This is a genomic window from Sphingobacterium arenae (assembly GCF_014692505.1).
GTDB classification, from domain to species: Bacteria; Bacteroidota; Bacteroidia; order Sphingobacteriales; family Sphingobacteriaceae; genus Sphingobacterium; species Sphingobacterium arenae.
Genome location: NZ_JACNYK010000006.1, coordinates 176,378 through 201,908 on the forward strand (window position 1 = coordinate 176,378; position 25,531 = coordinate 201,908).

At 41.0% G+C, this 25,531-nt stretch carries 27 protein-coding genes; 16 read left to right on the forward strand and 11 right to left on the reverse strand.

The annotated features are described in order from the left end of the window. Window positions 1-219: 219 nt before the first annotated feature. The 3 genes from H8B17_RS17665 to H8B17_RS17675 are packed head-to-tail and all read left to right on the forward strand — an operon-like array spanning window position 220 to window position 1,454. On the forward strand, window positions 220-489 hold the full coding sequence (locus H8B17_RS17665; protein WP_190310561.1) for a YtxH domain-containing protein: 270 nt from the start codon (window positions 220-222) through the stop codon (window positions 487-489). Between the two features lie 31 nt (window positions 490-520). Continuing rightward, the gene (locus H8B17_RS17670; protein WP_223816655.1) at window positions 521-952 is read left to right on the forward strand and encodes a hypothetical protein; all 432 of its coding nucleotides are present in this window, start codon (window positions 521-523) and stop codon (window positions 950-952) included. Then, window positions 927-1,454: a hypothetical protein gene (locus H8B17_RS17675; protein WP_190310563.1), complete on the forward strand. Its 528-nt coding sequence runs from the start codon at window positions 927-929 to the stop codon at window positions 1,452-1,454. Before H8B17_RS17670 ends, H8B17_RS17675 begins: the two co-directional genes overlap by 26 nt. Here the strand turns inward: H8B17_RS17675 and fcl are convergent. After that, window positions 1,451-2,386 (reverse strand): GDP-L-fucose synthase, encoded by a 936-nt coding sequence (fcl, locus tag H8B17_RS17680; protein ID WP_190310564.1) that lies wholly within the window; start codon window positions 2,384-2,386, stop codon window positions 1,451-1,453. The genes H8B17_RS17675 and fcl overlap by 4 nt on opposite strands. Before the next feature lie 46 nt (window positions 2,387-2,432). On the opposite strand from fcl, the gene trmB reads away from it, so the two are divergent. Then, window positions 2,433-3,080 carry a tRNA (guanosine(46)-N7)-methyltransferase TrmB gene (gene trmB / locus H8B17_RS17685; protein WP_190310565.1) on the forward strand — a complete coding sequence of 216 codons (648 nt, stop codon included), beginning with the start codon at window positions 2,433-2,435 and terminating at the stop codon, window positions 3,078-3,080. A gap of 3 nt (window positions 3,081-3,083) precedes the next feature. Here the strand turns inward: trmB and H8B17_RS17690 are convergent, their stop codons facing one another. Continuing rightward, window positions 3,084-3,812 (reverse strand): RDD family protein, encoded by a 729-nt coding sequence (locus tag H8B17_RS17690; RefSeq protein WP_190310566.1) that lies wholly within the window; start codon window positions 3,810-3,812, stop codon window positions 3,084-3,086. A gap of 177 nt (window positions 3,813-3,989) precedes the next feature. On the opposite strand from H8B17_RS17690, the gene H8B17_RS17695 reads away from it, so the two are divergent. Genes H8B17_RS17695 through H8B17_RS17720 form a run of 6 tightly spaced genes read left to right on the forward strand, consistent with a single transcriptional unit; the run spans window position 3,990 to window position 10,202 of the window. Beyond that, window positions 3,990-4,952, forward strand: coding sequence for a stage II sporulation protein M (locus tag H8B17_RS17695; RefSeq protein WP_190310567.1), 963 nt, complete (start codon window positions 3,990-3,992; stop codon window positions 4,950-4,952). Beyond that, the gene (locus H8B17_RS17700) at window positions 4,943-5,860 is read left to right on the forward strand and encodes an ABC transporter permease (RefSeq protein ID WP_190310568.1); all 918 of its coding nucleotides are present in this window, start codon (window positions 4,943-4,945) and stop codon (window positions 5,858-5,860) included. Before H8B17_RS17695 ends, H8B17_RS17700 begins: the two co-directional genes overlap by 10 nt. Next, complete coding sequence (locus H8B17_RS17705; RefSeq protein WP_190310569.1) at window positions 5,817-6,677, forward strand: DUF4129 domain-containing protein; 861 nt, start codon at window positions 5,817-5,819, stop codon at window positions 6,675-6,677. The genes H8B17_RS17700 and H8B17_RS17705 overlap by 44 nt, the downstream gene beginning before the upstream one ends. Then, on the forward strand, window positions 6,674-7,882 hold the full coding sequence (locus H8B17_RS17710; protein WP_190310570.1) for a DUF4350 domain-containing protein: 1,209 nt from the start codon (window positions 6,674-6,676) through the stop codon (window positions 7,880-7,882). Before H8B17_RS17705 ends, H8B17_RS17710 begins: the two co-directional genes overlap by 4 nt. Then, window positions 7,879-8,874, forward strand: coding sequence for an AAA family ATPase (locus tag H8B17_RS17715; protein ID WP_190310571.1), 996 nt, complete (start codon window positions 7,879-7,881; stop codon window positions 8,872-8,874). Before H8B17_RS17710 ends, H8B17_RS17715 begins: the two co-directional genes overlap by 4 nt. Beyond that, window positions 8,874-10,202 carry a DUF58 domain-containing protein gene (locus H8B17_RS17720; protein ID WP_190310572.1) on the forward strand — a complete coding sequence of 443 codons (1,329 nt, stop codon included), beginning with the start codon at window positions 8,874-8,876 and terminating at the stop codon, window positions 10,200-10,202. The genes H8B17_RS17715 and H8B17_RS17720 overlap by 1 nt, the downstream gene beginning before the upstream one ends. A gap of 1 nt (window position 10,203) precedes the next feature. Here H8B17_RS17720 and H8B17_RS17725 read toward each other — a convergent pair whose 3' ends face one another. The 4 genes from H8B17_RS17725 to H8B17_RS17740 all read right to left on the reverse strand — a co-directional run bounded on the left by H8B17_RS17725 (window position 10,204) and on the right by H8B17_RS17740 (window position 13,156). Continuing rightward, window positions 10,204-10,623 carry a 6-pyruvoyl trahydropterin synthase family protein gene (locus H8B17_RS17725; protein WP_190310573.1) on the reverse strand — a complete coding sequence of 140 codons (420 nt, stop codon included), beginning with the start codon at window positions 10,621-10,623 and terminating at the stop codon, window positions 10,204-10,206. Between the two features lie 98 nt (window positions 10,624-10,721). Then, window positions 10,722-11,417, reverse strand: a complete 696-nt coding sequence (gene lipB, locus H8B17_RS17730; RefSeq protein ID WP_190310574.1) for a lipoyl(octanoyl) transferase LipB — start codon at window positions 11,415-11,417, stop codon at window positions 10,722-10,724. A 2-nt stretch (window positions 11,418-11,419) separates the two neighbouring features. Continuing rightward, the gene (gene hflX, locus H8B17_RS17735; RefSeq protein ID WP_190310575.1) at window positions 11,420-12,610 is read right to left on the reverse strand and encodes a GTPase HflX; all 1,191 of its coding nucleotides are present in this window, start codon (window positions 12,608-12,610) and stop codon (window positions 11,420-11,422) included. 147 nt (window positions 12,611-12,757) lie between these two features. Continuing rightward, a complete protein-coding gene (locus H8B17_RS17740; protein WP_190310576.1) occupies window positions 12,758-13,156 on the reverse strand; it encodes a hypothetical protein in 399 nt (132 codons plus the stop codon). Window positions 13,157-13,252: 96 nt separating this feature from the next. Here H8B17_RS17740 and H8B17_RS17745 point away from each other — a divergent pair, with 96 nt between their 5' ends. The 3 genes from H8B17_RS17745 to H8B17_RS17755 are packed head-to-tail and all read left to right on the forward strand — an operon-like array spanning window position 13,253 to window position 16,246. Continuing rightward, on the forward strand, window positions 13,253-13,876 hold the full coding sequence (locus tag H8B17_RS17745; protein ID WP_190310577.1) for a hypothetical protein: 624 nt from the start codon (window positions 13,253-13,255) through the stop codon (window positions 13,874-13,876). Between the two features lie 3 nt (window positions 13,877-13,879). Further along, the gene (locus H8B17_RS17750; protein ID WP_190310578.1) at window positions 13,880-15,604 is read left to right on the forward strand and encodes a HEPN domain-containing protein; all 1,725 of its coding nucleotides are present in this window, start codon (window positions 13,880-13,882) and stop codon (window positions 15,602-15,604) included. A 48-nt stretch (window positions 15,605-15,652) separates the two neighbouring features. Next, entirely contained in the window at window positions 15,653-16,246 is a 594-nt protein-coding gene (locus tag H8B17_RS17755; protein ID WP_190310579.1) for a hypothetical protein, read from the forward strand. Between the two features lie 9 nt (window positions 16,247-16,255). Here H8B17_RS17755 and recG read toward each other — a convergent pair whose 3' ends face one another. The 5 genes from recG to H8B17_RS17780 form a co-directional block, all read right to left on the reverse strand. After that, a complete protein-coding gene (gene recG / locus H8B17_RS17760; protein WP_190310580.1) occupies window positions 16,256-18,361 on the reverse strand; it encodes an ATP-dependent DNA helicase RecG in 2,106 nt (701 codons plus the stop codon). Window positions 18,362-18,393: 32 nt separating this feature from the next. Next, window positions 18,394-18,798, reverse strand: a complete 405-nt coding sequence (locus H8B17_RS17765) for a hypothetical protein (protein ID WP_190310581.1) — start codon at window positions 18,796-18,798, stop codon at window positions 18,394-18,396. 120 nt (window positions 18,799-18,918) lie between these two features. After that, entirely contained in the window at window positions 18,919-19,638 is a 720-nt protein-coding gene (locus H8B17_RS17770) for a hypothetical protein (RefSeq protein ID WP_190310582.1), read from the reverse strand. 86 nt (window positions 19,639-19,724) lie between these two features. Next, window positions 19,725-20,657: an EamA family transporter gene (locus tag H8B17_RS20840; protein WP_317171061.1), complete on the reverse strand. Its 933-nt coding sequence runs from the start codon at window positions 20,655-20,657 to the stop codon at window positions 19,725-19,727. Window positions 20,658-20,660: 3 nt separating this feature from the next. Beyond that, window positions 20,661-21,047 (reverse strand): RidA family protein, encoded by a 387-nt coding sequence (locus tag H8B17_RS17780; protein WP_190310583.1) that lies wholly within the window; start codon window positions 21,045-21,047, stop codon window positions 20,661-20,663. 253 nt (window positions 21,048-21,300) lie between these two features. Between H8B17_RS17780 and nagA the strand changes: the two genes are divergently transcribed. The 3 genes from nagA to H8B17_RS17795 all read left to right on the forward strand — a co-directional run bounded on the left by nagA (window position 21,301) and on the right by H8B17_RS17795 (window position 25,485). Further along, a complete protein-coding gene (nagA, locus tag H8B17_RS17785) occupies window positions 21,301-22,419 on the forward strand; it encodes an N-acetylglucosamine-6-phosphate deacetylase (protein WP_190310584.1) in 1,119 nt (372 codons plus the stop codon). 61 nt (window positions 22,420-22,480) lie between these two features. Further along, on the forward strand, window positions 22,481-24,136 hold the full coding sequence (locus H8B17_RS17790; protein ID WP_190310585.1) for a glycoside hydrolase family 10 protein: 1,656 nt from the start codon (window positions 22,481-22,483) through the stop codon (window positions 24,134-24,136). A 122-nt stretch (window positions 24,137-24,258) separates the two neighbouring features. Then, the gene (locus H8B17_RS17795; RefSeq protein ID WP_190310586.1) at window positions 24,259-25,485 is read left to right on the forward strand and encodes an exo-beta-N-acetylmuramidase NamZ family protein; all 1,227 of its coding nucleotides are present in this window, start codon (window positions 24,259-24,261) and stop codon (window positions 25,483-25,485) included. The last annotated feature ends 46 nt before the right edge of the window (window positions 25,486-25,531 follow it).

A 25,531-nucleotide genomic window follows, 5' to 3' on the forward strand; every position in this document is an offset into this window, starting at 1 on the left:
AAAAATGTTAAAATGGTTGCCTAAAATTAGACAAAAAAAGGAAGAAAGCAAAAAAGAGGTAATGAAGCCCAAAATACTTTTGTAATTTTAAAACGTTTACAAGGATTATTTGTTACTTGTATAACTTATTTAGTCTTCAATTAGGTGAAATCGAGAATTAATTAAACAACAAAAAACAAACAAACCGAGCTTGCGAGCTCACGAAATAATTATATACATATGAATGATAACAGTAAAATAGTAACGGCATTATTAGCAGGGTTTGCAGCAGGAGCGATTGTAGGGTTATTGTTTGCTCCCGATAAAGGGTCCGAGACGAGAGATAAGATAAATGAATCCTTGTCTGATTTGGGAGACGCCATTAAGGAACGTGCCGAAGAACAGTTTGGACAACTTAGTGAACTTAAAGATAAGCTAATAGGTTTAGTAACATCGAAGGTGTCAGAAATGGAATCTATTGTAGATGACGAAATAGAAGAACACGCCTAGCATTTGGACTAATAGCATAAAAAAACATTTGATGGAAGAGGAAAAATTTTCGCTTAGTGGCACCTTTCAAAAGGGGAAAGAATATGTGGACACACAGCTAAAACTATTACAATTGAAAGGTCTAGCTAAAGGATCTCGTATAATGGGGTCTTTGGTGTTGGATGTAGTCAGGATAGTATTTACTTTATTCATTGTTTTTTTCTGTTCATTGGCTCTAGGCTTTTATCTTGGAGAAGTGTTGGAAAGTAATGCGCTTGGTTTTTTATTAACGGGTGTTATCTTTTTTGTACTCGTGTTACTTATCCGCGTATTTGAGCCGAGTCTGGAAAGAATCTTTATGAATTTTACTATCCGTAAGGTGACAAGCAAATGGCAGGGGGAGGAGGATGATGATATCGATGAGGATGTCATGGATGAGAAAATCAAATCAAGCATAAATGAAGAGTTCACAGAAAATAAATAATTTACATGATTTAAAAGCGGAGATTGCTCGACTCAATTTGAGACGGAGAGAGCAGGAAGCTTATTTGACGGATCAATATGAGCTGTTAAAAGTAAAGGTAGATACACCTTTTCGGTTTTTTCGACGATTGTCTTCGCACGTACCTGGTGTAGGTATGTTAAAGGGTTTTTCATCAGGTGTTGCTAAAGCTGTACAAAGTAAAGATGCCGATTGGTTAACGAGGATCTTGCAAGTGGGGGCGCCTATTGTGTTAAATTCAACAGTGCTTCGAAAGGCTGGCTGGTTAAAAAAGGCAATATTTTTGTTGGTTTCGGAAACGGCTATAGGGCAAGTTAATCAAGATAAAATAAGTGGGTTGGTTAATAAAGTTACATCTTTTATAAAACCAAAAAAGAAAAAAAGGAAGAGAAATATTGACGAAGATGTTGTAGAGAAAGAGGTGCTTATCGAGCGACAGTCTGCGATTCCGGAAGACGAACGATTAACTGGCGATGCTTATTAATCTTCAATAGGTTTGCTTAGAAAATCTGTATAGGCTAGCGTGATCCCTTCTTTTAAAGAGGTTGTATGTTTCCAACCCAATGCGTGCAGCTTATCAATGTTCATAAGTTTGCGAGGGGTGCCGTCAGGCTTACTTCTGTCGAAGCTAAGTTCGCCGGTGTACCCCACAACTTCGCGCACGAGAAAAGCAAGATCGCGAATACTGATATCTTCACCAACACCTACGTTAATAAATTGCGCCTCATTATAGTTTTGCATTAAAAAAACACAGGCCTCGCCCAAATCATCCGCATATAGAAATTCCCGAAGTGGTGAGCCGGTTCCCCAGATACTCACTTCATTTACTCCAGCTATTTTCGCCTCGTGGAAACGACGTATTAGCGCGGGCAATACATGGGAGTTTTGTGGGTGATAATTGTCATTGATACCATACAGATTGGTAGGCATTGCCGAGATGAAATTGCACCCGTATTGCGAACGGTAGGCTTCACACATTTTAATTCCAGCAATCTTTGCAATGGCATAAGGCTCATTGGTAGGTTCCAATGTGCCCGTCAATAAATAATCCTCTTGGAGAGGTTGTGGGGCAAGTTTTGGATAGATACAGCTAGAGCCTAAGAATAATAGTTTTTTGATATTTTGAACATACGCCTGATGGATCACGTTGGTTTGGATCATGACGTTCTCGTAGAGAAAATCGGCGCGATAGGTGTTGTTTGCGACAATACCCCCGACTTTTGCAGCCGCTAGGAATACATATTCTGGTTGTTCTTCAGCGAAAAAGTCTGCCACAGCAGATTGGTTTCGCAAATCGAGCTCTTTTGAGCTGCGTTTGATAAGGCGATGATATCCTTCTTTTTCTAATGCTCTGACAATCGCTGAACCCACCATCCCACGATGACCCGCAACATATATTTTAGCTTCTTTTTCCATTGATTCCTACAAATATAAGGTTATTTTTGCGGACAAATTGCTAAAAATGGGTAAGGATAAGTTACGGAAATTTGCCGAAGTGGCTACATTTAAGAATGTTGTTCAGTTGGATGCTGGAAAAGACTATAAAGGAAAATGGGCAAAGAAGTTCTTTGGAAATAATAACCCGGTTGTATTGGAACTAGCCTGTGGCAAGGGAGAATATACCGTTAACTTAGCGAAAATGTTTCCCCACATCAATTTTATCGGTATTGACTATAAGGGAAACCGGATATGGAGAGGGGCGAAAACAGCGTTGGAAGAAGAGGTCTCCAATGTAGGGTTCCTCCGGATTCAGATTGAAACCATATTGGAATATTTTGCAGAAAACGAAATAGATGAAATTTGGATTACCTTTCCTGACCCTCAACCCCAAGATAGCCGAGAGAAGAAGCGTTTGACTAATCCTAAGTTTTTGGAAAAGTATAAAGCAATTTTGAACGATGATGGCATTCTGCATTTGAAAACGGACAACGACGGCTTCTATGCCTATACTCTGGAACAGATTGCATTGTTGAATCTCCCTAAAATAAAAGAAACCACCAACTTGTATCACTCGGACTTCGTGGATGAGGTTCTATCGATCAAAACGTATTACGAGAGAAAGTATCTTGCCGATAATAAAAACATCAATTATGTGCAATGGCGGTTTTAAGTGTTATCGATCCCTAAACGTGTAATAATAATCCTTAATTACTACGTCAATAAATTCTTCGGGACGCATCTGCGGTTTGACATCCAGCAGTTCGACGAGCTTATTACTTAATGCCAAAATGATGTTGTAATCTTTGCGTTCGTAACCCATTTTATATACATCTTTAATGGTATTGGCATCTTTATCCGACAATTGCATCACTTGCGGAAAGGTTACCGTATATTCTTGTGTAATTTCTGCAAATAGTGTTTGTTGGAGGGCCATGTTTTGTTTCATACTGATGACGGTTGTGTCAGCAGCAATATCACCAATCCGTTGCGCATGTTTTGTCGCGATGATACTGCTAATTCCTAAGGCACCTGCACATAAAAAAATATCCACAATAGAACATATCCAGCGAATAAAATATTGATACATCGACGCACGCGTGCCGTCAATTTTTACGACTTTAGTGCGCATGATCATTTTTCCGATGGTTTGTCCGTTAAAGAAGGTCTCCATAAGGAAAGGATAAAAAAATGCAGGAAGCAAAATAAGCATATAAACACCCCCTGTCAACCAGGGGTCGCCTGTATTAAACAGGCCGATCCGTGAGACCAAGTAATACACCATAATAGCGTAACACGTGATAATGAAATAGTCGATTGCAAAGGCGATGATCCGCGACCCAAGTGAAGCCAAATTGTATTCAAATTTTACATTTTGCGGCGTATTAATGGCTAATTTATGCATATTTACAGTCCTTGTCTTTTTTATCGATCGAAATTTATATTGTCTGAATGAAATATAAAATCCCTATATATCGCTATTTTTTGAAACGTTAATATTTCCTATATTAGCTTCGAGTAGGCGCTACTTTTCTAGTTTCTTCTCCTTAATTTGTTAAAAATAGAAAATTAGAAAGAAATAATGAGAGAAGCATCCTTTATTGAACGAAATAAAGAAAAATGGATCTTAATTGAAAATAATTTGAGAAATAAGATCAATGTAGATCCCGATGTTCTAGCTTCCGATTATATCGAATTAACGAATGATCTAGCGTATGCACAAACCTTTTATCCCCGATCAAAGACGAAAGATTATCTGAATGAGCTGGCGATATTGGCCCATCAACAATTGTATCGCGATCAAAAATCATCGGAGAACCAGTTCAAGCGTTTTGTAAAACAGGAGATTCCAGAAGCAATATGGCAGTTGCGCCGTCCGCTGCTCTATTCTTTACTGATTTTCTGCCTAGCTATTGCTATCGGATTTATTTCAGCTCAATACGACTTGGATTTTGTACGGTTAATCTTAGGCGATTATTACGTAGACATGAGCATAGCCAACATTGAGGACGGAAACCCTGCCGGCGTTTATCAAGGAGGGAGTGAGGTAGGCTCCGCTTTGGCGATTACGATTAATAATGTTCGAGTCGCTTTCTTGGCTTTTGTACTAGGAGTATTTTACAGTATAGGTACAGGTTATATCTTATTCAGTAACGGCATCATGGTCGGCGCTTTTCATCATTTATTTTTTCAATATGGCGTCATGCAGGAAGCCATGTCGGCTATTTGGATTCACGGGGCTATTGAACTGTCGGTCATTGTCATTGCTGGGGGCTGCGGTCTTGCCATCGGAAACAGTATATTGTTTCCGAAATCCTATACAAGGCTTGAATCGTTCAAAAGAGCGATGAAAACCGCTTCCAAGGTCTTAATAAGCACTGTTCCGTTCTTTATCGTAGCGGGCTTTTTAGAGGGCTTTGTAACAAGACATTATCAGATCTCCATTTGGCTGTGTATCAGTGTTATTGTAGCCTCGTTTATGGCTATTATCTATTTCTATATCATCAGACCTTATCAACTGGCAAGAATTAACGGATGGAAATAGACTTCGAATTTCGGAAAGAACGGAAACTAAGTGAAATTGTTCAAGATTTCATCAACCTCTTGCGGCTGGTGTTACGACATTTCTTTCAAACTATCTTGAAACTTGCTGTTGTTCCATTATGTCTCATGGTGATTCTTATCTATTATGGAACGACCAAGATTAATTTAACAACAACGCAAAGCTGGACAGAATCATTGGATCTCGTATTTATTGCGATTGCTGCGCTATTTGCTCTGCTGGTGGTGAGTATGGTATTCTTTGGGTTGGCCATTGAATATTTTCTTTTGCTAAAGAATAAGCGGGGAACTGACTTTGATTCTAATGATGTGTGGCAGGCATTTGTCGCGAACCTAAGTAAATATTTTAAATTTTTGCTTGTTGGTATTCTAGCCTCTCTTATTCTGTTTATTCCCATGATGTTCGCCATGATTATCCTGATGTTTATTCCACTTGTAGGAAGTTTTGCGGCCGGAATTTTAGCATCTTTCTTAGGCGTTTGGTTTTTCTGCGCATTCCTGTTCTATCGGGAGGGATATATGCCCGCCAGCAATGCCATACAACAAAGCTTTTTCGTCTTAAAGAAGAAAATAATCGATTATAGCGTGTCGTCTTATGTGGTCAGTTTGGTTTTCCAGACACTTCTAGTGATGCTTACCCTAATACCTTCTCTTATTATTGGGATTATCGCTTACAACACGATTGGGTTTGAAACGACATTTTTCGATAGCCTAGTTGGACGCATGTTTACTTCTATTGGTGCTACGGTGTTGGTTTTACTTTATATCGTATATTATATGTTTACGGTTTTGGTGTCGGGAATTATTTATGAGACAGCGAAAGAAGTGACATACGGCGAAGACGTCTATGAAAAGATACAAAATCTTGGAAAGGAGGAAGATGGGCAGTAGACTATTTTTTGTCATGTTTGTCATGAGCTTTATATCTATTTCCCACGGACAGGAAACGGATACGATGGAGACCCTATCCCCTCCTTTACCAGAAGATAGTATCTCCATGAAAGCTCCGGAATATGCGCCGCCGGATTGGATAGATTATATGCAAGATGGCTATTACGACACCATCCCCCGTATGAGCCAGATTCCGCAGGTAGATACAGCAACGTATACCAAATTAATTGGACGCTATCAAGGCGAGGAGTTTGACTACGACAAAAATAGTCCCAATCGTATTGGTTTATTCAAAAAAATATTGAACAGGCTAGGGCGAATGTTGGACAATCTATTTCCTGCGAGCGAGTATTTTCAATTTGCCGATCTGGTGTATAAAGTGCTGGCCGTGGTGGCATTGGTTATTTTTCTCTGGATTATTTATCGTGTGTTATTTTCAGGTAAACGGTTGTTGACTAAAGATAAAGACGATGAAGATGTTTCCGCCGAAATAAAGTTTGTCGAGAAAAACCTGTTGGATATTGATCTAGCTAGTTTTATTGATAAAGCGCAAAAAGAAGGTGATTTTGCGTTAGCCATACGCTATCTCAATCTGATGAATATACAACTATTAGCAAAGCGCGAGTTAATTCATTGGAAACACACGAAAACCCATGTGGAGCTTATTGAAGAAATAGAAAGCGAGGAGTTGAAGAAAGATTTTGGTCGAAATGTAAATATATATAACCGGGTGTGGTACGGGAACTTGCCTGTAGATAAAGCTAAATATGAGGAATATGCCTCTTATTTCTTAACCTTTCAATCCAAATGGCGATGAGAAATTCTGCGAGATTTGGCCTCATACTGCTCGGTATCACCGTCCTGATCATTGCTTTTATTGACCTAGCAAGCGATAAGCAGATCGATTGGTCAAAAACGTATGATCAGCGGGATAAAATTCCTTATGGTTTGTATGTAACTCGCGAAGAGCTGCCTGAGATCATGGAGAGACCGATACAGCTCGAAGACTTCACCTCCACCAATTATGATTTTCTAAAAACATTTTTAACTGGGAAAGAGCACAGTAGTTTGATTTACATCGTCAATGGATTTTATGAAGGTAAAGAGGTTACGAGGGAATTAATGAATTTTGTTGAAAGGGGAGGAGAAGTATTTATTTCTACCAATAACTTTCCCACTTACCTCATGGACACCTTGGGAATAAGGCAACAATTTCACTATCCCAATAACTTTAATGAGGTCATCCATGTGGAAGATCGCCCGTTTTCCTTGGAGGATGGTAAAACCGCTTATTATAAGGATTTGGACTATCCGGGCCTGTTCTGTAATTTGGATACGACTAACACACGTATAATTGGCTACTATGACGTGGAAGATAAGGAAATACCCAATTTCATTGAGGTGAAAAGGGGGCAAGGCCGTTTTCTTTTGCATTTGGAGCCGCTGATGTTTACCAATTACTACATGTTAAAAGAGGAGAATTTTATATACGGAGCAGCTGCGTTGAAATTGCTTTCCAACAAGGAGATCTATTGGTTTGATAGTACCTTTAAGGAAACGGCGGAAGCAAAGACGCCCCTACGGGTTCTCCTTCAAAATGATGGTCTGCGTCAGGCTTGGTATATTCTACTTTTTTGTCTTATCCTGTTTTTATTGTTTAAAAGTAAGCGAGAACAGCGGGCAATCTCGGTAATAGAACCGGAACCAAATTTATCCAAGGAGTTTGCACGTACGATCGCTAGTTTATATTATGAAAGTGGAAACTCCGGTAATCTCATTCAAAAGAAAATAGAATATTTTCTGTATGATATAAGAACGCATTTCCAACTCGATATTTTGCAACTGGAAGACGACGTTTTCGCCAAGCAATTATCGCAAAAAACGGGAGTTTCGCTAGAAGAATGCGAAGACTTGATAAGGGTACTTCTTAGCTATAGAAAAGTGCGCACGTCTACAGATGCCGAATTGATCGCGCTCAATAAAAGAATAGAGGATTTTAAACATAAAGCGAACATGCTATGAGTGAATTAGAAAATAAATACGAACCTAGTTTTGAAAATAGGATAGATCTGACCGAGCTAAAAGAGAAGATGGGAGCGGTAAAGCGAGAAGTTAAAAAGGTCATTATTGGTCAAGATGAAGTTGTTCATAAGCTGTTGATAGCTATTCTGGCAACAGGTCATTCACTGATAGAGGGTATGCCGGGTGTTGCAAAAACACTAACGGCAAAACTGATTGCAAAGGCGGTTAAGGGCGAGTTTAAACGCATACAGTTTACGCCCGACTTGATGCCTTCAGATGTAACAGGATCTTCTGTGTTTGACTTAAAGACCAACGAATTTGAATTTAAGAAAGGCCCTATTTTCGGTCATATCGTCTTAATTGACGAAATAAATCGTGCGCCAGCAAAAACACAATCATCTTTGTTCGAGTGTATGTCCGAAAGACAAGTTACGGTAGATGGTATTACGTACCCTGTGCCAACACCGTTTGTGGTATTTGCTACACAGAACCCTATTGAGCATGAAGGAACCTATCGTTTGCCTGAAGCGCAGTTAGACCGCTTCCTGTTCAAAATTAACATTGACTATCCGGCGATAGAGCAGGAATTGGATATATTGCGCGAGCATCATGCCCAAAAAGCAAACAATAAAGAAGACCTGGTGCAGCCTGTATTGCATATCGATGAATTAATCCGCTTTCAGCAGTTGATCAAGTCGATTTATGTACACGAGGATGTGTTGACCTATATTGCACAAGTGGTTTATCACACCCGTTCCAATCCAAATTTGACGTTGGGCGCTTCGCCCCGTGCTTCGATTGCCCTGCTGGAAGCTTCAAAAGCAAGTGCAGCACTTCAAGGAAGGGACTTTATTACACCGGATGATGTGAAGTATGTCGCTCCGGCTATATTGGGTCACCGCGTGCTATTGACTCCAGAAAAGGAGATGGAAGGATTTACGAGTGATTATATCATCAAACAGATTGTAGACAGTATCGAAATTCCGAGATAATGCGTTTTATCCGTAGTCTGTATGTAACCAATAGATTCTTTTACGCGCTACTCCTATTAGCGATATGTTTTGTACTGTCCTTTTTTATCAAAGCGTTATTCTCCTTTGTGATCGTTCTTCTTTGGTTGTTTGTGGCAGCATCAGTATGGGATATACTGTTTCTATACTACCGGAAAAGTAAAATAATTGTACAGCGAAACTACCCGGAAAAGCTATCTAATGGCGATGAGAATGACATGGAGATTCAATTGACCAGTAGTTATCCTGCGAAAGTGTATATCCGTTTGTTGGAAGAGTTCCCTGAACAGCTGCAGCTTCGGAACGTAGAGTTGGAATCCACGATATCCTCAAGACAAACCAAAGCGATCGGCTACCAGATCCGTCCAACCTCTCGAGGAGTGTATGCTTTTGGCAGATGCCATGCGTTAGTACAACGACTTGGTTTATTTGCAAGAAAGTTTACATTGAATGAATCCCTTGAACTAGCTTGTTATGCTTCTTTTGTTCAGATGCGTAAATATCAGCTGTTGGCGACTACAGATAGACTGGTGGAATTGGGGATTAAACGTATTCGAAAAATTGGTGCAACGCTAGAGTTCGATCATATTCGGGAATATGTACGAGGAGATGAATATCGCAATCTTAACTGGAAAGCAACAGCTAAACATAAGAAACTGTTGGTTAATCAATACCAAGAAGAAAAATCACAACCTATCTATGCGCTTATCGATGCAGGTCGGGCGATGCGCATGCCTTTCAACGGTTTGACATTACTAGATTACGCGATTAATTCAACGTTGGTTTTGGCAAACGCCGCTATCCTGAAGCAAGACCGAGCAGGTATGCTGACGTTCTCCAAAACGGTTTCCAACCATATAATGGCGGAGAAGCGTAATAACCAAATGCAACTCATTTCCGAAAAACTTTACAGTATAACAACTGCTTTCGAAGAGTCGGAGTTTGGAAATCTGTACGCTTTCTGTAATAAACATATCAACAAGCGTTCCTTATTGATGTTGTATACGAATTTCGAAACGATAGATGCTTTGTCACGGCAAATGGCTTATTTGCGTATGCTCGCCAAGACGCACATTGTAGTCGTGGTTGTATTCAAGAATACGGAGTTGATCGATATGGCGAAAGAAGAAGGTAAGAAAACCATTGACGTGTATAACCAAATCATTGCGCAGAAATTTGTATACGAAAAGCATCTGGTTATCCAAGAATTACATAGACAGGGAATCCAGACCATTTACACGTCGCCGGAAAACCTGACCATTAACGCCATTAACAAATATTTAGAAATTAAAGCGAGAGGGCTATTGTAAGTCATAGGCTATACGTAGCAGAACACTTCGCTGTTTCTTCCACCTTACAGGCCACCAGTCGAACGGGGTAACCACTTAACTGTTGTGGCCCGATATGTTCTACCAAATACTGCGCGATGTTTTCCGCCGTCGGGTTAAAAGGTACAATGACGAGGCTGTCGCCAGCTATTTCTTGCAAAGGGAGTAGCAACTCATCATCCGCCCAGATTAAGAACTTGTGATCAAAGTGTTCTTCTAGCCATTGGCAAAGCGTAATTTTAATAACAGAGAAATCAACCACCCGACCTATTTCGTCCAGTTGATCAGCTGCTACCGTAAAGTGTATACGGTAATTGTGTCCGTGTAAAAACCGACATTTACCCTCATGTCCCACCACGCGGTGTCCACAGGATATATCATGGTATCTTTCTGCAAGAATCATATGTTTTTTAATTAACTTCGTTGAACTCGCTTCGCTCGGTTTTCAATTCATCTAATCAGTGATCAGTAACTATATAGTTATCTAACCTTCACGCATCACTATACCAACTCCATTTGAAATAATGCTGCAATATGACCTTTGAGTTTACTTTTTACCTCCTCCATATCCAGTTTGCGTCCCAGTTCGCGCTCCAACGAAGTCACATCTTTGTCTTCTATGCCACAGGGAACGATATTTCCGAAATAACTAAGATCTGCATTGACATTGAAAGCAAACCCGTGCATGGTCACCCATCGCGAGGCTCTTACACCCAAAGCGCATATTTTGCGTGCTTTGTCATTATCCGCGTCCAGCCAGACACCTGTATACCCGTCGTATCGTCCTGTGGGTATCCCGTAGTCGCTACAGGTTCGGATAATGGCTTCTTCTAGTGTGCGTAAATACAAATGTATGTCGGTGAAGAAATTATCCAAATCCAAGATGGGGTAACCCACAAGTTGTCCGGGACCGTGGTAGGTGATATCCCCACCGCGGTTAATTTTATAAAAAGTGGCATTTTTTTCCTTCAATCCTGCTTCATCTAATAACAAATATTCTTCATGCCCGCTTTTTCCCAGTGTGTATACATGGGGATGCTCCGTGAAGATAAGATGATTGGGGGTCGGATGAGCTGTGCCATTTGTCCGGTTATCGTTCTTAGCGGCCACTGTTTTCGTAAATATCTCTTCTTGGCGATCCCAAGCATCCTGATAATCGACCAATCCCCAGTCTACAAATTGTACCTGTTTGTTCATGGTTAATACAATAAATTATTATAAGGATATCGGACAATATGCATTTGAGAGATAATCTCATATAATTTCTGCTTGAATTCCTCGACATTGGTTTTCTCCGTGGCAGATAGGAAAATTGCCGGATCAGCATTTTTTGCCATCCAAGAGTTTTTGAAATCTTCAAGCGTAACTTTAATTTCTTCACCATCCTCATCGACCTCCACGGGAGCTTTATACGCATCTATTTTGTTAAATACCGTGATAACAGGTTTGTCCAGGGCATCAATATCTTTCAGCGTTTCATTTACTGCAGCAATATGGTCTTCAAAATTAGGATGAGATATATCGACGACGTGTATAAGTACATCTGCTTCGCGCACCTCGTCCAACGTGGATTTAAAGGATTCCACCAGATGGTGAGGCAGCTTGCGAATAAAACCAACCGTATCCGAAAGCAGAAAAGGTAGATTGTCAATGACTACCTTCCGTACGGTTGTATCGAGCGTGGCAAACAGTTTGTTCTCCATGAGCACATCCGACTTCGAGATCATGTTCAATATGGTAGACTTTCCCACGTTGGTATAGCCCACAAGCGCTACACGTATGAGTTCACCTCGGTTTTTACGCTGGGTTTCATTCTGCTTATCGATGATCCTTAAGCGTTCTTTCAACAGTGATATCTTGTTGAGTATAATCCGTCTATCCGTTTCAATCTGGGACTCTCCCGGACCGCGCATACCGATACCCCCACGCTGGCGCTCCAAGTGCGTCCACATGCGGGTTAGCCGCGGTAACAGGTATTGCAGCTGTGCCAATTCTACTTGTGTCTTGGCCTGTGCGGTTTGCGCATGCTTGGCGAAAATATCCAGAATGAGGTTAGAGCGATCCAAAATCTTACGTTTGAGTTCGCGCTCTACGTTGCGGAGCTGTGAAGGCGATAGTTCATCGTCAAACACAATCATGTCAATCTCCTCGGCATCCGCATACTGCCGGATTTCTTCCAGCTTACCCGATCCGACAAAGGTGGCATGTTCCGGTTTGGCCAATTTCTGTGTGAAAACACCTTTGACCTCACCCCCGGCTGTCTGCACGAGGAACTCCAGCTCCTGTAGGTAATCTTTTGCCGTTTGTTCTGAAATATCAGGAGTGATTACGGAAACAAGTAAGGCTGTTTCGGATTTATGCGCTGTATCGTATATTTTTGTTTTTCCCATGTATTATTACGTATTCAATAGCTTGTTGTAAATAGAACAAGCCTACAAAGATAATGGTTTTTGTCCTAACGTAACGGTGATGCTCGGCAAGATAGCAGTATGGTTCACCTCTATTGAAAAAACATTTCTTGATAGGTTGGTTGACGATTACTTTTTCTTAAGATGCTGTACTTCCTGCTCCAAGATAATAACTTGTTTTTCCAACGAAAATATAGTTTTTTCCTGTGATGATATAACCAACTTAAGGGCATCGATTAATGTATGTTCGATTTCATTTACGACTATCGGCTCATTGTAGAATTCCCCATCATCGCGAGCGATCGTCTCATCATGACGATACATTCTACCCTCTCCGATAATTAGCCACGTCGGATTGATATCTGTATGTTTAGATAAAATAGTAACCACGGCATCGGAGTTTAGCCCCGTATTCTTTTGCATACCCTTGAAATTGGCATAGGATAACCCTAACTCCTTGAAAAAATCTGTCTTGCGGATCTTTTTACTTTCCGCTATTTGCAATACTCTCCCCTTAATGTTAGACATTTTTTTATCTAAAAATTTTAAAAAGATATTTTATTGCCTTATATTTGACTTGTTAAGTATATAAAAATATCTAAAACACCTTTTGTAAACTGATTTATGATGAAAAATACACAAAAGAAGTTAAAAGCAAAACATTTTCGCTACTTAAGCAGGGAATATGTTAAAGACCCCGATCGCTTTCTCAAAGAGGTCGTACATCAATGGGGACTAGATTGGTCGAACAATTTCAACTACCTTATTAATAGTTCTATTTATCCGCCTATGCGTACGGATTTAGCTTTTGAATATGGATTTGTATATAATCATCTCGCACAGATGCTTGAAGTGGCGTATGTGATTTTTAAAAAATGCGAGCTAAGACCTATCCAAAGTGATCGTCTATTCCATTACAGTTGTCAAGAGATGTTCGATGCCGAAATTGAAGGCGGTAGAATTTTTCCGGAGAAAGCGCTGCGGACATTCTTTGGATTTAAGAATCTCAAACAATGGTGGATGGTTTTGGATGATCTTTTGCAGTATCGGGTCTGTGGGGCGTCTGATATGGACGGCATTCAACTCGATTCCGAATATATCGCCGTCCGCGAATTCCTGGTCAAACTCCCAAAGGTTTTAAGGGAAATATACGATAGGGGAGGTTTACAATTTTGTTTGGAAACTTATGCAGGGGGGATAGATGAGATAAGGGGTGGAGAGCGGATTCAAAGGAAGATAGCCGATTAGATCATGGAAAAGTTAGACCAGCCCCAACTGAAAGGTATCCTTTCTACGCTTACGGAGATCTTTATTATTGACGAAGTTTTCCTCTGGACATTTTATTGGGAAAATGAATCCCGACATATGTTGCAGATATTGATCCGCAAAGGGAGCGGACAAACGTTTACGGATGCTCATATTTATATGCGTACTGTCATTAAGCGAGAGCATAAACTTGATTATGTAGTGTGCTACCCTCATGAGATGCAGAAGAAGGTTAAGCAAGGTTTAGGAAGAGCAGTGTTGGTTTGCCAACCTGACAATCTCATCTATCAGCATCCTAAAGCAAAGGAAAAGGTAAAAGTTCCCATTTTAGATGTTAATAAAATTGCTAACAAAACAGAAAATTATTTGCAGAAAGAGATTCGAAAGGTAGAGGCATTTTTAGATGGTTATCGATTTTACCTTGATAAAAATGATTTTTCTCATGCGGCGTTTATGCTTCATCAAGTCATCGAATTATCCTGTCGAACTGCTGAGCATCTGTTAGTGGGCGATGAGAGAAGGACACACTGTCTCAAAACTCATCAGAACTATTTGGGAGCCTATGCTCCCGATCTAGACGACTTGTTTCGTAGAAACGAAAGGGAGATTATTGTAGATAAGTTGGATGAAGCCTATTCATCGATTCGTTATGATCAAGATTACGAGATCGAAAAAGAACAACTTCATGAAGCTGCAAAGCTTGCGGATGATATCTCGAAATGGCTGGCTCGCTACGGTCTTTTTCTCCTTCAGGAAATCCAAGAAAAGCTTGGCCCCAAATACAAAATAGTGATTAACCCTTTAAACCCTACAACAATGAATACACCAATCAACACCAACCATCGGGATTTAATTTTGAACGCGTTAGAATTATATTGTGTGCCAGCAAATGTCCGCTGTTTTGCCTATCGCTATACTTCATCAAGTGTCGTTAATCTTCTTGATGAAACTCGGTTACATCAAGAAAAACATCATTATTACCTGATGTTAGTCGTCTCGGAAGCAAAAATATCAATCCAGCATCTACAGAGTGCCATAAAAAATACGTTGCCCGATTTTGTCGATATTACCCTTCTGCCATTCGAGCAAGATTACTTCCAGAAGAGATGCGAAAAGCAAGACGGGTTTTATCTGGCATTGATGCAACAAAGTGAAGTCTGGTATGAGAATAAAGAAAAGCTTATAAAGACAGTTAAGGATGAGACAGAGCCGGAGATCACGCTAGTCGATCAGAAAGTTCAGTGGTTGAAAGGGCAACAAAGAGCAGAGCATCTCTATGATGTCCATACTGATAACATGTATTTAGGCTCGGAAGAGGTTGTTTGCCACGGTTTGGCGTTATCGCTCGAGCAGAGTTGTTTAGGGTTGCTGCGCGTTTTCTGGCAGTTTCAGCCGCAGTCTACTGGGCTAAATCACCTTATGCAACTCTGTGAATTGATTTGTCCCGAAGCAACTTCGGTGTTTCTACTGGACAGTCCAATAGAAAGCCCAATTTTCAAACTATTAGTGGAAGCACAACATCAATTTCGACATAATGTAAACTATCGTACAGAAGGACAACATCTGCAAACGTTATCCGACAGGGTTGGTGCTTTTAATGCAGTAATCAAAAAGCATGTGGACGTGTATTTCGAAAAGGAAGGGGACAGGCCGGCTGATGCGACATCAAAAAATGGAAGTGAAGAGGTTCTAGAAGAAGTGGAGAAATGATGAGAAACGGTTTTAACTACGTACAAAATCAGCCATAAAAATAAATAAATGAAAACAATTACTAAAACCCTTTCTAAAAAGAATTTTCGCTATCTCGATAAAAAGGAGATAAAAGATCCGCTATCTTATCTAAAGAATTATTTTGGTGATGTAACGAATATCAAGTATTGGTCAGGAGATGTGAAGGCGTTCCTGCAGAGTAGTCTAGATAAAAGGTTAACGATGACAGGGTACCCATACGTTTCTATTGGACAAGAACTGATTAAGCATATCGAAATTGCCTATGTCATTTATCGACAGGCTAGAATAAAGGAGGTACTTCATGATTTTACGGCTCTTAGAAGCAATCAAGATAGGGGAAAACATCATCAGAAAGAACGAATGTACACGCCAGAGGAGATACTTTACCTATTTTTTAAATTCCAGTCGCTCAAACAATGGCAAAATGAAATTGATTGGATGACACATAAGGCTTTCGCTTGTTGGACGGGATACGAATACGAACCCGGAGAGAATGCTGTCGTGTACTACGTGTATATTGTTGAATTGATTTATGCATTATACAACATTCAGAAAGAAGGGAAACTTGTTTTAGATGTGCCGTTTTATGTAGAATTACACAGCCAGAACGACGTCCTATAGACTGCTACATCAAGAAATCTTATCCCACGAAATACCGGGCGACCGCTGATTAAGATAATGTGCCAACAGTATGTTTTTCTCTGAGGAAAGTGAAGGGTCTTCCTTGAATATTTCTATAACACGATGACGCGCTTCCATAAGAATAGCTTGATCGGATGCCAGATTTGCAATTTTCATTTCAAGCACGCCGGACTGCTGAGTGCCGGAAATATCGCCCGGACCGCGAAGCTGCAAATCGACTTCCGCAATCTCGAAGCCATCAGACGTGCGCACCATGGTCTCCAATCGCGTACTGCCTTCTTTGCTTAGCTTGTGTGTTGTCAGTAAAATGCAGAAAGATTGCTCCGCCCCCCGGCCTACGCGCCCGCGGAGCTGATGAAGTTGCGACAACCCAAAACGCTCTGCATTTTCGATGATCATTACGGAGGCGTTTGGCACATTGACCCCTACTTCAATAACAGTCGTAGCGACCATGATTTGTGTTTCACCTTTTACGAAGCGTTGCATCTCAAAATCCTTATCCTTAACAGGCATCTTGCCGTGCACAATGCTGATTTTGTACTGCGGTAGTGGAAATTCCCGTTGCAGGTTTTCCAAACCAGCCTCGAGATATAGTAAATCCATCTTTTCGCTTTCCTTAATTAGCGGGTATACGACATAAATCTGTCTCCCTTTTGCAATTTCGTCTCGCATAAAGCCAAATACTCGCAGGCGTTGGTTCTCGTAAAAATGTACGGTTTTTATGGGCTTACGTCCAGCGGGAAGTTCGTCGATGACCGAAATGTCAAGATCGCCATACATGGTCATGGCCAACGTTCGGGGGATAGGTGTTGCGGTCATCACGAGCATGTGCGGCGGGACAACGTTCTTACGCCATAGTTTTGCCCGTTGCTCTACGCCAAAGCGGTGTTGTTCATCAATGACTACAAAACCGATATTTTTAAACTTTACTTTGTCCTCAATGAGCGCATGTGTCCCAATGAGGATGTCCAACGAGCCATCTTCCAATTGTTGATGTATCAGTCGCCTTTCTCTAAGGGGGGTTGACCCCGTTAACAACTTAACCGTACAGAGTTCATCGCCAAGTAGCGCGCCGATTCCAGCAAAATGCTGTTGTGCCAGTATTTCCGTAGGTGCCATCATACAAGCCTGGTAACCGTTATCGATGGCTATGAGCATAGACATCAATGCCACAACCGTTTTGCCGGATCCCACGTCGCCCTGTACGAGCCGGTTCATTTGCGCTCCCGTATTCGTATCTAGTCGAATTTCCTTAATGACGCGCTTTTGGGCATTAGTTAACGGAAAAGGAAGCCGCTCATTAAAAAAAATGTTGAATTTATCACCTACTTTGTCAAACCGATGTCCCTTATATTTTTGTGTATTGAGTTGTTTGTTACGTAATAACCGAAGCTGAATAAAAAACAATTCTTCGAATTTCAACCGCCGAACGGCGGCATTTAAATCTTGGGTATTTTGGGGGAAATGGATAGCAAGCATCGCCCGGGCATAATCCATCAATTGATGCTTTTCCAATAAATAAGGAGGAAGCGGTTCTTGCAAAGTACCGAAAACCGTTTCTAAAGCTACCTGTTGCAATCGCTGTATGCCACGGGTATCGAGATTAAATTTTTTGAGTTTTTCGGTAGACGAATATACCGGCTGCATAGTGAGGTTGCCGACTTTCTTTTCTTGCGCATTGAATAATTCCATCTCGGGGTGCGTGATGGAAATCTGACCGTTAAATTCGGAGGGTTTGCCATAAATGATGTAGGCAGATCCCACTTTCAGGCTTTTTTTAAGCCAAGTGATGCTTTGAAACCACACGAGTTCGATGCTTCCGGTATCGTCTCTGAACTGTGCAACCAGCCGTCGTGCTCTTTTTTCTCCAATTTCCTGCATAGAAATAAGACGTCCCAAAACCTGTGCACCAATCATGTCGGGGTGCAATTGACTGATTTTGTAAAACTGCGTGCGGTCTATGTATCGGAAAGGATAATAGGATAGTAAATTGCCAATAGTAAAAATCTGTAGCTCTTTTTTGAGCACATCCGCCTTCTGCGGACCAACACCTTTTAGGTATTCTATCGGAGTTATTACAGATAAATTAGCCATTCCTAAGAACGGCTAATTTACGAAATATATTATTAATGAGGCCCCATCTCATCATTGTAAAGGACAGGTTTGCCGTCCTCGCAACGTACTCCTTTCGGAGACGTGATAGCTCGACAGTCGGAAATAATATTGTATTTTTTATTATATTCTTCCTCCCGTCGGGTATATTTTTCAATCAAATCAAGTAATTCACCCGATTCATCAACTGTTTCCGGGTAGGGGATATATTCTTGGGGGCCACCGCACGCCTTGCTTCCTAACGCCTGTGGACGCCAATCTTTCTCATTTTCACAAGGTATGGCATTTATCTGATCTAATATTTCTTGCCGCATCTCGATTAATCTTTCGCGATCGGATTCTTGGCCATTGCTAGTTTCCGACTTTTCACAAGCTAATACAATTCCGAGTGTCATCAATAACATTAAAAATCTTTTCATGGCATATACATATTTAGTTTATCATATAAAAAAGAACGTACCTATGATATGAAATGCTACTTTTCGTTCGGCTACTTGATAATTATTTTTTTGTGCTATCATAAGATTGCGGATGTAAACCTAATATCCTTTCGTTTTCACTACAGGCTTACCGTCTTCACAAACAATACTATCAAAAGCTTCGTTTTTATGATTATTACAATCTGGTTTTTCCTTATTAATTATATTGGCGCGATGGGTATTGTATAAGGCAATATCAGCTTGTATTGCCGTATCGTTGTTTGCGTATTTGTAGGGTATATAAGAATAACCACAGTCTGTATCGAGCAGCATAGCATAAGTCCAGCCTTCATTGCTTTCACAAGTTAATTCGGATAAGTATTTTTCAATACGCGGATAGATTATGGCTATTTCAGCTTCGCTGTCCTCCACATCCAGTTCGCTGATATAAACTAACGAAGCTTTATTGTCTCGGCACTCCAATCGGATAGGTGCATGATGAAACCATTCCCCTCCCCAGCATGGATCGATGATTACTCCCTCCGCTATCATTGCCTTGGTGTGTGCTTGATCGAAATAGAGATAGTCCGCCCATAGCTTGTCAAATTTATCTTTTATCGAAGGATGCGTTGGAAAATATGTAGGTGCACAGCTATATGGTTCCCCGTAAGTAAAGACAGACCATTCACTAATGTCATTACAGGGGGTACTGGCAATAAGATGATCAATTTCCAGTCGTTTTTCAATTGCTAACTTAGACCATTCGTCTGCAGTCTTCTCTTCCTTTTTGCAGCCGAATAATAGGATAGATAGTGTTATAAAAATGGTGATTCCCTTCATCGTTTACATTGCTTTAGTTAATTGTTAACTCCATAAACGTAGAGAAAATATATATTGCTACACGGCGATGAATTAATTTTGCTGGATTATAGACAGCTTCCGCGTTTACTTTTGATATTATTTTTTAGTGTTTCCCAATTAAAAATAACAATAGCGATTACGATAAAACCATACGCTATAAATTTATGGGAATCAACGGTCTCTCCAAAATATGTGACTGCCAAAGAAAAACCTATTAATGGATTTACATACAGCAGAACGCCTGTAGTAGAAGACGATATGCGCGTCAACGCATACATGCTGAAAAATAAGGGAATGATCGTGAAAACAACGGCTATTGTCAGGATGCTAAACCAAAAAAACGCTTCTTTAGGGAAAGGATGTTGATTAATAAAAAGCTTCGGGATAACAAATAAAGAACAGCACATCAATTGAACTGCCAGCATATTCAGTTTGTCAAACCCTTGTGACGCACGTTGAACGATTAAATACAGGGCGTATAAAGAGGCGATACTCATCGACCAGAGTATATCAATAAGCGAGCCGGTTGCCATTGTAACCGCGCTGATCAAAGCGATGCCAAGAGCAATCCTTTTAAGTGTGCTTAGTTGTTCTTTGAGGATAAAGAAGGCTGCAATAGCCGTAATAAGCGGGCAAGTAAGATAGGCAAATGCGGCTGACTGCACACTGATGTGGTTGACGGCATATATATAGGCGAACCAATTTCCAAAAATCAGTGCAGATGCCAATAAAGTTAACTTAATGGTATGATTTCGATTCCGATCGGCTAGCTGTTTAAAAATGGCTATATCTCGCTTTAAAAATTGGAATCGGAACAGAAATATAAAGAGCCATATGACAACTAGGGCAACGAGGATACGATAATATAAAATATCTTCTGCGGGGTAGGCTTTCACCCACCGGACGGGGATGGCCATAAATCCCCATATTAGCGGGGCTAAAAAAGCCGCAAGAAAATGATTTCTGCGACTTTCTGTTTTTTCTGGCTGCTGTTCCACGTATTACGCTTTCCAGGCAATAACAGAGATCTCTACGTTCACATTTTTAGGAAGTGTCTTGACGGCTACGGTCTCACGTGCCGGTTGATTTTCTGTGAAATACTGTGCATATACTTCGTTGATCGTAGCGAAATCGTCCATGTTCGAAATAAAAATGCTCGCCTTTACAACATCGTTAAGCGTATACCCAGCATGCGTTAAAATCGCTTGTACGTTTTTCAATACCTGATGCGTTTCATCTGCTACGCCACTGTTAATTAATTCCATCGTTTCGGGCATCAAAGGAATTTGTCCAGAAACATATAATGTATTTCCTGCTTGGATTGCTTGGTTATAAGGGCCGATTGCTGCCGGAGCCTTCTCGGTGTTCAGTATTTGTTTGTTTGACATGATGATAAGTTATTTAGAAAAGAATATTTTATAGATAATGGCCAAAATAAAAACCGTAATGGCAATGATATTCATAACCCGCATAGCTCTCCGGTTAAATCGGGAAGATTTAGAAAGTTTCGGTTTCGTATTGTTTCGTTCCATGGTACGAATTTACGATGGAAAATTTAGAAAACAAAAGTACACATATGAATCCTTTTTAAACTTTGCGTATGTTTATGCCGGTAAAATTTTGCACAAAAATATACGCAAGATGGAAAAAAAGAAAGTGGCTTTGGTGAATGGTCATATTTTTAATACGGACAATAGCTTCTCGAATCATGCTTTGGTTATGGAGGGTGAAAAGATTAGCGGAATATGTCCTGTCTCTGCTGTCCCTGCAGAAGCCGAGCGAATCGATGTTGCTGGAGCCAATATCTGCCCGGGGCTGGTCGATCTACAGGTATACGGTTCCGGTGACGATTTGTTCTCTGCCGAATTAACAACCGAAAGTATTGCTCGGATTGAGCGTCGTCTGTTGTTGCAAGGATGTACTTCTTTTGTGTTGACACTGGCAACGAATACTATACCGGTATTTAAGGAGGCGATACGTGTGTTTAACAATTACCTGTCGCAATCCGTCCTCGGGTTGCATTTGGAAGGCCCCTTTCTCCATCCCCAAAAAAGAGGCGCACATCCCTCCGAGCTCATTGTGCAGTCGTCGGTGGAGCTCATTTCGAATTTGCTGGAGGAGGATCACGGTGCTGTGAAAATGATGACGATTGCTCCGGAACAAGTCGATGAGGATAGCCTGACGGTGCTTTTAGAAAGATCGATACTGCTTAGTGCAGGACATAGTGCGGCTACCTTTGAACAGGGTATTCAAGGGTTTAATCGAGGAATAAAAGCCGCTACTCATCTTTGGAACGCAATGTCTGCGTTTCATCATCGTGATACGGGACTTCCTGGAGCTGTGTTTCGCCATCCCGAAGTTGCGGCATCTATCATTGTAGATGGTATACATGTCGATTTTCAAGCGGTAAAAATTGCGAAGGAATTGATGGGCAGACGTTTGTTTTTGATCACCGATGCGGTAGCAACATGTACCAAGGGAATTTATCAGCATGTACTTCATGCAGATCATTATGTGTTGCCCAACGGAACACTGAGCGGTTCTGCACTTTCCTTACTTCATGCTATCCGAAACTGCGTACAACATGTAGATATACCATTAGACGAAGCTATTCGTATGGCAACCTGCTATCCAGCAACTTTAATAGGACGGTCCGATATAGGTAATCTCGAAGCAGGAACATTAGCAAATGTTTTAGTTTTCGATGCTGATTTTAATGTTCATTCGGTGTATTTCAAGGGAGCGAAGGTGACGGCCTAATGGATAGCAAGCAATCAATTTAACATTTTCTTCTGACTTAAAAGCATTAGTTTTGTATCCTATGAAATATCCAGTAATAGTTGCAGTCATATTGTCGACGGTGTTGTTCTCTTGTGCTTCCCGCAAGAATAAACGATCAGCAAAGGAATTGAAATCGCCGAATGTAGAAGTCGTGGTCGCGGAAAGCGATGAGGCGAAGGCGGCACAAAAAGCGGAAAAAGAATCGGTTCCAATAGACCAACAGACTATTGCGGCTGAAAAGCCTATTGTACAGGAAAAGAAACCAGTTGTGGAAATTCCTTTACGCGTAGAATTGCCGACGGTTGATCGAGAATTTAGAGGTGCGTGGGTAGCAACTGTTGCCAACATCAATTGGCCAACAAAAGGAAATTACTCGACCGAGGCGCAAAAACGGGAGGCCATACAATTGTTGGACTTGTTAAAAGAAAACAATTTTAATGCCGTGATATTTCAGGTCAGGCCCTCTGCAGATGCATTGTACGATAGTCCACACGAGCCCTGGTCCTATTTTTTGACAGGGGAAATTGGTAAACGTCCGAACCCGTATTATGATCCTTTAACCTTCTGGGTGGAAGAAGCGCACAAACGCGGACTGGAGCTTCATGTATGGTTGAATCCCTACCGTGCACACCATTCCACGGGAGGAGCAGTCACCAGTGAATCTATGGTGCGTAAAGCATCCGATATGATGGTCCGGCTTAAAAATGGTATGTATTGGTTTGATCCGGCAAATGTAAAAACGCAAGATCATGCTGCTCGCGTCGTATTGGACATTGTTAAGCGATATGATATCGATGGGGTGCATTTTGATGATTACTTTTATCCCTATGCGAGTTACAATGGAGGAGCAGATTTTCCCGATGATACGTCGTGGAATGCTTATCGTAAATCAGGAGGGACATTGTCGAGACCAGATTGGCGCAGGGATAACGTGAATCGGTTCATAGAGCGTGTATATAAGGAAATAAAAGCAGAAAAGAATTTTGTGAAATTTGGATTGAGCCCGTTCGGGATATGGAAGCCGGGTTATCCCGCAGGCATAACAGGCTCTTCCCAATACGACGAGTTGTATGCAGATGCTAAATTGTGGTTAAATAAAGGATGGATTGATTATTTTGCACCCCAGTTATACTGGCCTATTGATCCGCCTAGACAAAGTTTTACAGCCCTTTTACGTTGGTGGGAATCGGAGAACACACATAAGCGACATCTTTGGCCAGGGTTGAATACGGTTGCCGTAAGGGCACCAAACCGAACACAAGAAATTGTCAAACAGATCGAAGAGACGCGGAAACTCATTCCTAATAGTGTAGGGGCGATCCATTGGAGTATTGCGGGATTAACGAATAGTCCAGGAATGGTACAAGCTGTGAAATCCGGTCCGTATAATCATCAAGCTTTGATTCCTCGATCGCCGTGGCTTCGTGCTAATCCACTGCTGACACCAAGCCTGTTGTTAACAGAAGAAACCAGCAGCGTATTTGCTAAGTGGTTACATAAGCAACCTAATGAAGTCTTTCACTGGATTGCCTATGCGCAGTATGGTGATGTTTGGGAGTATGAAATTATAGAGGGGCAACAAACAGAAAAAAGCTACCCGAAGGTAAAAAATGGAAGGAAGTTAAAAACCATTGCCGTTAAAGCTGTTGACCGGTTGAGCAACGAAAGCGATTATATCGCTAAAAAGGTGAAATAACACGCCTAAAATTTCATAATTAGATATAAAAAAAAGACGCTGCATTATAAAAAAAGTGGCGTCTTTTTTCTTGTTTTAATTTTTCTTGTTTATGTTTGTTATTGAAATAAAAACGCATAAATATGAAAAGATTTGCCCCTTTATTGCTTTTTTTAGCCGTAGCTATGGCCGCATGTGCCGGCGGAAACAAGCAAAACGACGATAAAAACGCAAAAGCTGATAAAGCTCAAGAAAACAATCGAATAATTCCGGGGGCAGATCAGCTTTCTGCTTATTTACCCTTGTTAAAAGGGAAGAAAGTTGGTTTAATGGGGAATCAGACTTCAATAGTGGGAGACGAGAAAGAACATTTGGTAGATGTGTTGTTACGGGAAAATGTAGATTTGAAGTTTGCCTTTGCACCCGAGCACGGATTTCGCGGGGATATCGAACGTGGGGAAAAGGTAGATAATACGGTTGATAAAAAAACGGGACTTGCGCTGCACACGTTGTATGGTGAAAATGCGAAGGCAGATTCTATCGTGGGATCGGTGGATGTGATGATTTTCGATTTACAGGATGTAGGTGCTCGGTTTTATACGTATGTAGCCTCTATGCATCGGGTGATGCAGCTTTGTGCAAACCAGGGCAAAAAAGTAATTGTGCTAGATAGACCAAATCCCAATGGAGATCAGGTAGATGGCCCAGTACGGAAAGACGACAAATTTAAAGCGAACATTAGTTATCATAAAATCGCGATGATTCATGGCTTAACGGTAGGTGAGTTGGCGAAAATGATTAATGGAGAAGGTTGGTTGGACGATGGTAAACCCTGTGATTTGGAAGTGATTCCCGTAAAGAACTGGGATCATAGCACCCCTTATGAGCTCCCTGTAGTCCCATCACCTAGCTTACCAAATTATCCGTCTGTAAGATTATACATGTCGCTTTGTCTTTTTGAAGGAACGGATATCAGTATAGGCCGGGGTACAGATTGGCCGTTTCAAGTAGTGGGTTATCCCGATCCGGTATTCGGCGAATTTACCTTTACACCGGGTACACGGCCGGGAATGGCAGCACACGTAGAACAACAAGATAATTTGTGTTACGGAATCGATTTACGCAATGTAGATGCCGTCAACGAAAAATTTACCTTGAAATACTTGTTGGATTTTTATAATAAAATGCCTGATAAAAGCCAGTTTTTCGCACGTCCAGAGTTTTTCGATAAACTTGCCGGAACCGATGAATTGCGGAAACAAATTCTTGCCGGTAAAACGGAAAGTGAAATTCGCGACAGTTGGGCAGAAGATTTAAAAGCCTATAAGGAAATGCGGGCAAAATATCTGATGTACGCTGATTTTGAATAAATAATAAAACAAAAACACGCCTTTGTGCGTGTTTTATATACTATAA

What these genes read in the sequence shown, in the direction of transcription:
- H8B17_RS17790 (WP_190310585.1), top strand. Translation starts at nt 22,481, where the DNA reads ATGAAATATCCAGTAATAGTTGCAGTCATATTGTCGACGGTGTTGTTC.
- H8B17_RS17690 (WP_190310566.1), bottom strand. Translation starts at nt 3,812, where the DNA reads ATGCATAAATTAGCCATTAATACGCCGCAAAATGTAAAATTTGAATAC.
- H8B17_RS17695 (WP_190310567.1), top strand. Translation starts at nt 3,990, where the DNA reads ATGAGAGAAGCATCCTTTATTGAACGAAATAAAGAAAAATGGATCTTA.
- H8B17_RS17715 (WP_190310571.1), top strand. Translation starts at nt 7,879, where the DNA reads ATGAGTGAATTAGAAAATAAATACGAACCTAGTTTTGAAAATAGGATA.
- H8B17_RS17665 (WP_190310561.1), top strand. Translation starts at nt 220, where the DNA reads ATGAATGATAACAGTAAAATAGTAACGGCATTATTAGCAGGGTTTGCA.
- lipB (WP_190310574.1), bottom strand. Translation starts at nt 11,417, where the DNA reads ATGAACAAACAGGTACAATTTGTAGACTGGGGATTGGTCGATTATCAG.
- H8B17_RS17670 (WP_223816655.1), top strand. Translation starts at nt 521, where the DNA reads ATGGAAGAGGAAAAATTTTCGCTTAGTGGCACCTTTCAAAAGGGGAAA.
- H8B17_RS17745 (WP_190310577.1), top strand. Translation starts at nt 13,253, where the DNA reads ATGATGAAAAATACACAAAAGAAGTTAAAAGCAAAACATTTTCGCTAC.
- nagA (WP_190310584.1), top strand. Translation starts at nt 21,301, where the DNA reads ATGGAAAAAAAGAAAGTGGCTTTGGTGAATGGTCATATTTTTAATACG.
- H8B17_RS17795 (WP_190310586.1), top strand. Translation starts at nt 24,259, where the DNA reads ATGAAAAGATTTGCCCCTTTATTGCTTTTTTTAGCCGTAGCTATGGCC.
- H8B17_RS17740 (WP_190310576.1), bottom strand. Translation starts at nt 13,156, where the DNA reads ATGTCTAACATTAAGGGGAGAGTATTGCAAATAGCGGAAAGTAAAAAG.
- fcl (WP_190310564.1), bottom strand. Translation starts at nt 2,386, where the DNA reads ATGGAAAAAGAAGCTAAAATATATGTTGCGGGTCATCGTGGGATGGTG.
- H8B17_RS17750 (WP_190310578.1), top strand. Translation starts at nt 13,880, where the DNA reads ATGGAAAAGTTAGACCAGCCCCAACTGAAAGGTATCCTTTCTACGCTT.
- trmB (WP_190310565.1), top strand. Translation starts at nt 2,433, where the DNA reads ATGGGTAAGGATAAGTTACGGAAATTTGCCGAAGTGGCTACATTTAAG.
- H8B17_RS17710 (WP_190310570.1), top strand. Translation starts at nt 6,674, where the DNA reads ATGAGAAATTCTGCGAGATTTGGCCTCATACTGCTCGGTATCACCGTC.
- recG (WP_190310580.1), bottom strand. Translation starts at nt 18,361, where the DNA reads ATGGCTAATTTATCTGTAATAACTCCGATAGAATACCTAAAAGGTGTT.
- H8B17_RS17720 (WP_190310572.1), top strand. Translation starts at nt 8,874, where the DNA reads ATGCGTTTTATCCGTAGTCTGTATGTAACCAATAGATTCTTTTACGCG.
- hflX (WP_190310575.1), bottom strand. Translation starts at nt 12,610, where the DNA reads ATGGGAAAAACAAAAATATACGATACAGCGCATAAATCCGAAACAGCC.
- H8B17_RS17705 (WP_190310569.1), top strand. Translation starts at nt 5,817, where the DNA reads ATGAAAAGATACAAAATCTTGGAAAGGAGGAAGATGGGCAGTAGACTA.
- H8B17_RS17755 (WP_190310579.1), top strand. Translation starts at nt 15,653, where the DNA reads ATGAAAACAATTACTAAAACCCTTTCTAAAAAGAATTTTCGCTATCTC.
- H8B17_RS17700 (WP_190310568.1), top strand. Translation starts at nt 4,943, where the DNA reads ATGGAAATAGACTTCGAATTTCGGAAAGAACGGAAACTAAGTGAAATT.
- H8B17_RS17780 (WP_190310583.1), bottom strand. Translation starts at nt 21,047, where the DNA reads ATGTCAAACAAACAAATACTGAACACCGAGAAGGCTCCGGCAGCAATC.
- H8B17_RS17675 (WP_190310563.1), top strand. Translation starts at nt 927, where the DNA reads ATGAAGAGTTCACAGAAAATAAATAATTTACATGATTTAAAAGCGGAG.
- H8B17_RS17770 (WP_190310582.1), bottom strand. Translation starts at nt 19,638, where the DNA reads ATGAAGGGAATCACCATTTTTATAACACTATCTATCCTATTATTCGGC.
- H8B17_RS17765 (WP_190310581.1), bottom strand. Translation starts at nt 18,798, where the DNA reads ATGAAAAGATTTTTAATGTTATTGATGACACTCGGAATTGTATTAGCT.
- H8B17_RS17725 (WP_190310573.1), bottom strand. Translation starts at nt 10,623, where the DNA reads ATGATTCTTGCAGAAAGATACCATGATATATCCTGTGGACACCGCGTG.